The 5673-nt window shown below is 53.2% G+C and carries 5 protein-coding genes; all 5 read right to left on the reverse strand.

Going from position 1 to position 5673, the window contains the following annotated elements; translation table 11 throughout:
* Positions 1-5: 5 nt before the first annotated feature.
* On the reverse strand, positions 6-1718 hold the full coding sequence (locus ABSG49_RS11865) for a formylmethanofuran dehydrogenase subunit A (protein ID WP_424026344.1): 1713 nt from the start codon (positions 1716-1718) through the stop codon (positions 6-8).
* Between the two features lie 2 nt (positions 1719-1720).
* A complete protein-coding gene (locus ABSG49_RS11870; RefSeq protein WP_424026345.1) occupies positions 1721-3037 on the reverse strand; it encodes a formylmethanofuran dehydrogenase subunit B in 1317 nt (438 codons plus the stop codon).
* A gap of 1 nt (position 3038) precedes the next feature.
* Positions 3039-3437, reverse strand: a complete 399-nt coding sequence (locus tag ABSG49_RS11875) for a molybdopterin dinucleotide binding domain-containing protein (protein ID WP_424026346.1) — start codon at positions 3435-3437, stop codon at positions 3039-3041.
* Between the two features lie 143 nt (positions 3438-3580).
* The gene (locus ABSG49_RS11880; protein WP_424026347.1) at positions 3581-4039 is read right to left on the reverse strand and encodes a hydrogenase iron-sulfur subunit; all 459 of its coding nucleotides are present in this window, start codon (positions 4037-4039) and stop codon (positions 3581-3583) included.
* The coding region (locus ABSG49_RS11885) for a 4Fe-4S dicluster-binding protein (protein WP_424026348.1) at positions 4040-5673 on the reverse strand (1634 nt) is incomplete at its 5' end. It lies immediately after the preceding gene.

Below are 5673 nucleotides of genomic sequence, written 5' to 3' on the forward strand. Positions count from 1 at the left end.
CACACCTACACCTGTGTTGCATCAACTTCGAGGGCATACGGGTTGGGGACAAAGTGGTGTCCGAGCGCTTCGTAGTTCGCCTGTGTCATGCTGTAATATTTCAGGAATTTTTCGTTGATATCACGCATGACCTGCGGGTTGTCCTTCACTTTTGCATTCACCCAGAGCGTACGCTTGTTGCCGTTGCTGATCAGTTCTCCGTTTGTGATGACCTCGACACCGCATTTGAAGACGTGCGCACAACGCGTGAACGCCTTTTCAATATCCTCAGGATTTGCCACCGGTTTGTCCGGGTTGAAGTTATAGACGGCAATATCGGCATCCATGCCCGGTTTCAGGCCACCGCACATACCGGAAAGTCCCAGTGATTTTGCCGGGCCGGCCCGGGTCATCTGGGCAAGCTCGTAAAGCGAGATCTCGCGGTCGAGTGTTCCGATGCTGGTTTGTGAAAGAACCTTGTCCTTGTGCTTGAACGCATTGATCTGTGCTTCACGGGCCTTGGCTGACATCAGCCACTTGATAACCCGCGGGTACCGGGTGAACGGTCCTGCGTTGGGGTGGTCGGTGGTGATGTAACAGCGCATCGGGTCTTTCATCATCAGGGCAATTTCAAGACCAATCGCCCACTGGATGGCACAGACCGAGATGTTCGGACTATAGATATAGGGAACGACCCCGGATCCGGTCTCAACCTCCACATCGATGTTTGCCCATTTCAGGTGGTTAAGGCCGGTCAGGTGGTGCTCGAACGGACCGTCCGCGGTCATGGTCGTGGTCTCATCGAGGGTTACGTTGCCGGTGTCAATAGTGATATTCTTGTTCTTGTTGACATAGTCCGTGATCTCTTTTGCTTTGGACTCAAAGTCCCCCCAGTTGGTTCCACCGTAGGAGTGGAACTGCGAATGGGTGAGGTGCATAACCTGTTCACGGCCGAACTTGTTCTTGGCCTTGTAGCCTTCGGCAAGTCTCAGCGTGTCGAGCGTGGTCTCATAACATCCCGGGTTCCCGAGGTTATTCGGATGGATGTGCACGGAATGAGGAAGGCCAAGGTATTCGTTTGCTTCAATCAGCCCCCTGATAATTTCAGCAGGAGTGATATCGAAATACGGGACAGGGTCATTGACCGACAGGCAGTTCAGCCCCCACGCCCATGCTTCGGTACCACCCGGGTTCACAAGCTTGATCGCATATCCCTTTGTGACCCTGAGAAGCCACGCACAGTACGCTGCGGTATTCTCTATCTCCTGGTTTTTGAGATACTCCAGCACGAACCAGTTGTTCCCAAAAACCGGATATGCCCCCTCATCGATGATAGGAGTGTCGCGGATCTCCTCGTGCACGTGCCGGGAGAATAAGGGTGGCATTGCCGCTTCCATTGCGGTCGTGTATCCCATCTTGGCATACTCGTAACCGGTCTTGAAGGTGGTCGGGATGGATGCCCCGCCGCCCATCCGCTCAATACCCTTGGTAGGCGTGCAGGTGAAGAGCTTGTCTTCAGGACGGTAGATCCTGCCCATGTTAATTTTCGGACCTGCGATGTGAGCGTGGATCTCCACGGCACCTGCCATGACGGTCTTCCCCTTGGCATCGATGACCTTTGCACCGGATCCGACCTTGTCGACAATCTTGCCATCCATGATGGCTACGTCCGCTTTGTCCCCCCTGATGCCCTGGACCGGGTCAAATACGTTACCGTTCTTGATGATATACTCTGACATGATTATGCTACCCCCTTGAGTTGTCGTACCCGGTCGCGGACCTTGATGAGGAACTGCTCATCAGTAAGCATGCCCTCCGGTGGCTCGACGACCTTGCGACAGTCGATAGGTACGTTGTCCATACGATAGCAGTTCCCGCCAACTTCCACACCGTTGAATGCCACTGGTACATGCAGTTTTGAGACACCCGTGGTTGGAGTGAGATGGGGATCGACGCACACGGAGGGTATGTGTGCAAATTGTTTGACAGCGCTGATGGGGAAGTGGGCGCCGGGATCGCTTCCTATGGTGAACATGGCATCCACTTCGCCGCGTACCAGCAGGTCAATAGTGCTGGTGTCGCCGGGGTTGTAACGTGCAAATCCCCTGGTTAAGTCCACGGCATAGGGGAACCCGAACTGCCATCCGAATACTTCACCGGAACCGGTTACATTATAATGACCCCTCATCGGCATGATTGAGAATTTTGTATACTCATTGAGGTCTTTTGTGACAGCAATTGCCGCATCGATGTTGTGGTTCTTGCCAAGCGACTGGGTCACACCCATACCGAAGAAGATGATCCCAAAACGGCCGCTCTTCATCATATCTGCGACTTCCCGGATCTTTTCCTTGGGGATACCCGCAACAACATCAGGGAGCCATTCTCCCTTGAAGGCAACGCGGAGTGCATCAAGCAGCTCATAGTCCATACCCTGTTCAACCTGCAGGTGAACATCGGCCATTTTTGCTGTATCGGTCACGCGGGGGTCAACGACTATCATTTTTCGGCTCATCTGCCCCTTGCTGGTGAAGAACCCGCGGGGGAAGATGGAGTACCGGGACATGTGCCGGGGATGAGCATGTACCGGGTTGCAACCCCAGAAGATGACACGATCTGCACGGTTCTTGATCTCGCCTAGGGTACATGACGGCAGTCCAATATCCTGGATGGCAATCAGTGAGGTGCCATGGCAGGTTGCTGCGGTATTGTCACAGCATGCACGGGTTATCTCGGCAATCTCGTTGCCAACGCTTTGCGCTTCGCAGTTGGTGGAGCTCCAGCCGAACATGAGGGGCTTTTTCGCTTTTGCCAGCATTTGGGCAGAATATTCGGCTGCCTCGTCATAACTGATCTCTTTCCATGTCCCGTCAGGCTGGTGCATCCTGGGCCGGGTAACACGATCCTTTGACTGGGAGTGCAGGAATTTTTCAGTGCCGATGACGCAGGCGTTGTAGACCTCGAGAAGCTGTTTTCCGTCATCTGAGACAACAACTTCGACATCGTCGCAGAGTGTCCCGCAGAAAGGACATATGACGTCTGTTATGGTCTTGGTCATTTCATTTCACCCCGCATAGTTTCTGAACCAGTTCTATACCAAGCAGTATAGGTTCATTGATCGCTACGTCTATTTTCACCGGTACGCCTTTGAACGTCGGCATACCCGTTGAATAAGTATTCGGGTCAATAATAGAATTTGCCCAGGGGCCCATGGGGATGAATGCAAGGCCGGGGTGAGGACCCTGGGTGGTCTCGACTGCTTTCACGACAACGTTGCCGTAATCGCTCGTCACCCTGACGTTAGTATTTTTCCACGCCCCAAGTTTTTTCAGATCTGATGGATCAAGTTCGATGATACCGGCTGCAGTGCGATAGGCGGGTTTCTCCTTACCGCCTTCGATAGCAACCCCCTGCTGGATGCTCCGACCTGAAATCAGGTTTACTTGTATCGTTGCCACGATATATACCTCCTATAACGAAAATAATTCGTGAAATTATGTATTCCATCTCCCTGACATTAACTCCACTATCGTGACAGATCCACTGGTGCGCCTGACAGAAAAGTGGTTGGGAGGATACTAATTTCACGCTTTGTTCTCCCTTATTTATTTAACTCCTTGATGGGGCTTGGTCCGAGCTCGTTGATGGTTTTCACTACATCAGTGATGACTGCACCCCACTTTGCGCCTTCTGATGCTGACACAAATGTCATCCTGAACCGACGGTCATCAAGACCGATACTCTTCATGAGTCGCTTGACCATGAACATACGCTTTGCGCCCTTGAAGTTGCCTTCCAGGTAATGGCAGTCACCGAAGTGGCAACCGGAGACAAGCACACCATCCGCGCCATCGGCAAAGGCCTTGAGCACGAATAATGCGTCAACACGACCCGTGCACATGACACGGATTACCCGGACATCCGGTGGGTACTGGATACGGCCGCCTCCGGCAAGGTCAGCACCGGCATACGAGCACCAGTTACAGAGAATACCGAGTATTTGGGGTTTCCACTCGCCCGGCTCACGTTTTGGAGCAGGGTTTTCAGGTGGTGCTGACATTTACTGCTCACCTCCGAGCAGGAACGCATCGATCTGCGCCACGATCTGCGGGGTAGCAAAGTGGTTCATCCATATTGCTCCGCCGGGACAGAATCCGCCACAGGTCCCGCAACCCTTGCATTTGGCTTCGGTGACCTGCATAACCTGTCGTCCCTCCTTTTCGACAAGTGCCAGCGCACTGAACGGGCAGAGGTTAACGCACATGCCGCAGCCAGCGCATCTCTCTTCAATGCACATGGCAAAGTACGGTTCAAGCTCAACCTCTCCCTTGTGGATAGGGATGCTTGCCGCGGATGCTGCACCTTCAGCAGATGCAACGGTATCCGGGATATCCTTTGGTCCCTGGCAGACACCGGCAAGGAAAACACCCGCTGTTGTAGTTCCACAGGGATTCAGCTTCGGGTGGGCTTCTAAGAGCCAGCCGTCCATCGAACAGGATACACCGAAGAGCTTGCGGGTTCTGTTTGTGTCCTCCATTGGTTGTACAGCCGCTGCTAGTACGACAAGGTCTACTTCCATATCAACCGGGCGGTTCAGCAGGGTATCGTCGGCATAGACATGAAGGTTCTTGGTGGCCGGGTCCTCGAGGATGTTTGCTACACGCCCCCGGATAAATTTGCCGCCCTCATCCTGGATGCGGTAATAGAACTCTTCATACGCCTTACCGAACGAGCGTATATCCATGTAGAAGAGATACGGAGTGCATCCCGGTATCTTTTCGATGATCTGGTGGGCATGTTTCAGGGAATACATGCAGCAGAACCGGGAACAATACGGTTTGCCGTTTCCGGTATTATCCCGGGAACCGGCACAGAGCACAAATGCGACTTTCTTGGGAGTCTCCCCATCGCTGGGGCGGATAAGATGACCGCCGGTCGGGCCTGATGCACAGATAAGCCGCTCAAACTCAAGGCTCGTGACAACATTTTCATACTGCTTGTATCCCCATTCTGTTTTCTTCTCGATCGGGAAGATGTCAAACCCTGTTGCGAGAATTGCGGTCCCGACTTTGACCTTGACAAATTCGTCCTTTGCCTCAAGATCAATAGCTTTCTTTTCACCGCATGTGGTCACACACAGCCCGCATTTGATACAGGAGTTGAAATCGATCGTGTAGAGAAGGGGTACTACCTGCGGGTGGTTGATATAAATTGCCTTGCGGGGTTTCATGCCCACTTCGAATTCGTTGGGCTTGACCACCGGGCAGACAACTTCACAGTCACCACAACCGTTACAGCCGCCACCGACAATGCCGCGTGCTTCACCCTCTGCCATGGTGATCACACCGCGTGCCTTCTTGCGGATGGTGACGTCAAAGTTGCCGATGTAACCCTCGACTGCATCAACTTCTGAGTAGGTCATCAACTCGATATTCGGGGCCCTGCCCACATCCACCATCTTGGGTGTTAAGATACACTGTGAACAGTCAAGGGTCGGGAATGTCTTGTCCAGCTGGGACATACGCCCGCCAATGCTGGGTGTTGACTCGATCAGGTAGGTTTTGATGCCTGCATTTGCGAGATCGAGTGCTGCCTGCATACCGGCAATACCGGCACCGACAACCATCGCCGCGTGTTCAACCTGAACTGCTTTCGGGAACAGGTCCTGCAGGAGTGATGCCTTTGCAACAGCAA

Origin of the sequence: Methanoregula sp., from assembly GCF_049510175.1 — an archaeon.
Lineage (GTDB): Archaea > Halobacteriota > Methanomicrobia > Methanomicrobiales > Methanospirillaceae > Methanoregula.

Coding starts and splice junctions, on each gene's coding strand:
- ABSG49_RS11870 (WP_424026345.1), bottom strand. CDS start 3,037: ATGACCAAGACCATAACAGACGTCATATGTCCTTTCTGCGGGACACTC.
- ABSG49_RS11865 (WP_424026344.1), bottom strand. CDS start 1,718: ATGTCAGAGTATATCATCAAGAACGGTAACGTATTTGACCCGGTCCAG.
- ABSG49_RS11880 (WP_424026347.1), bottom strand. CDS start 4,039: ATGTCAGCACCACCTGAAAACCCTGCTCCAAAACGTGAGCCGGGCGAG.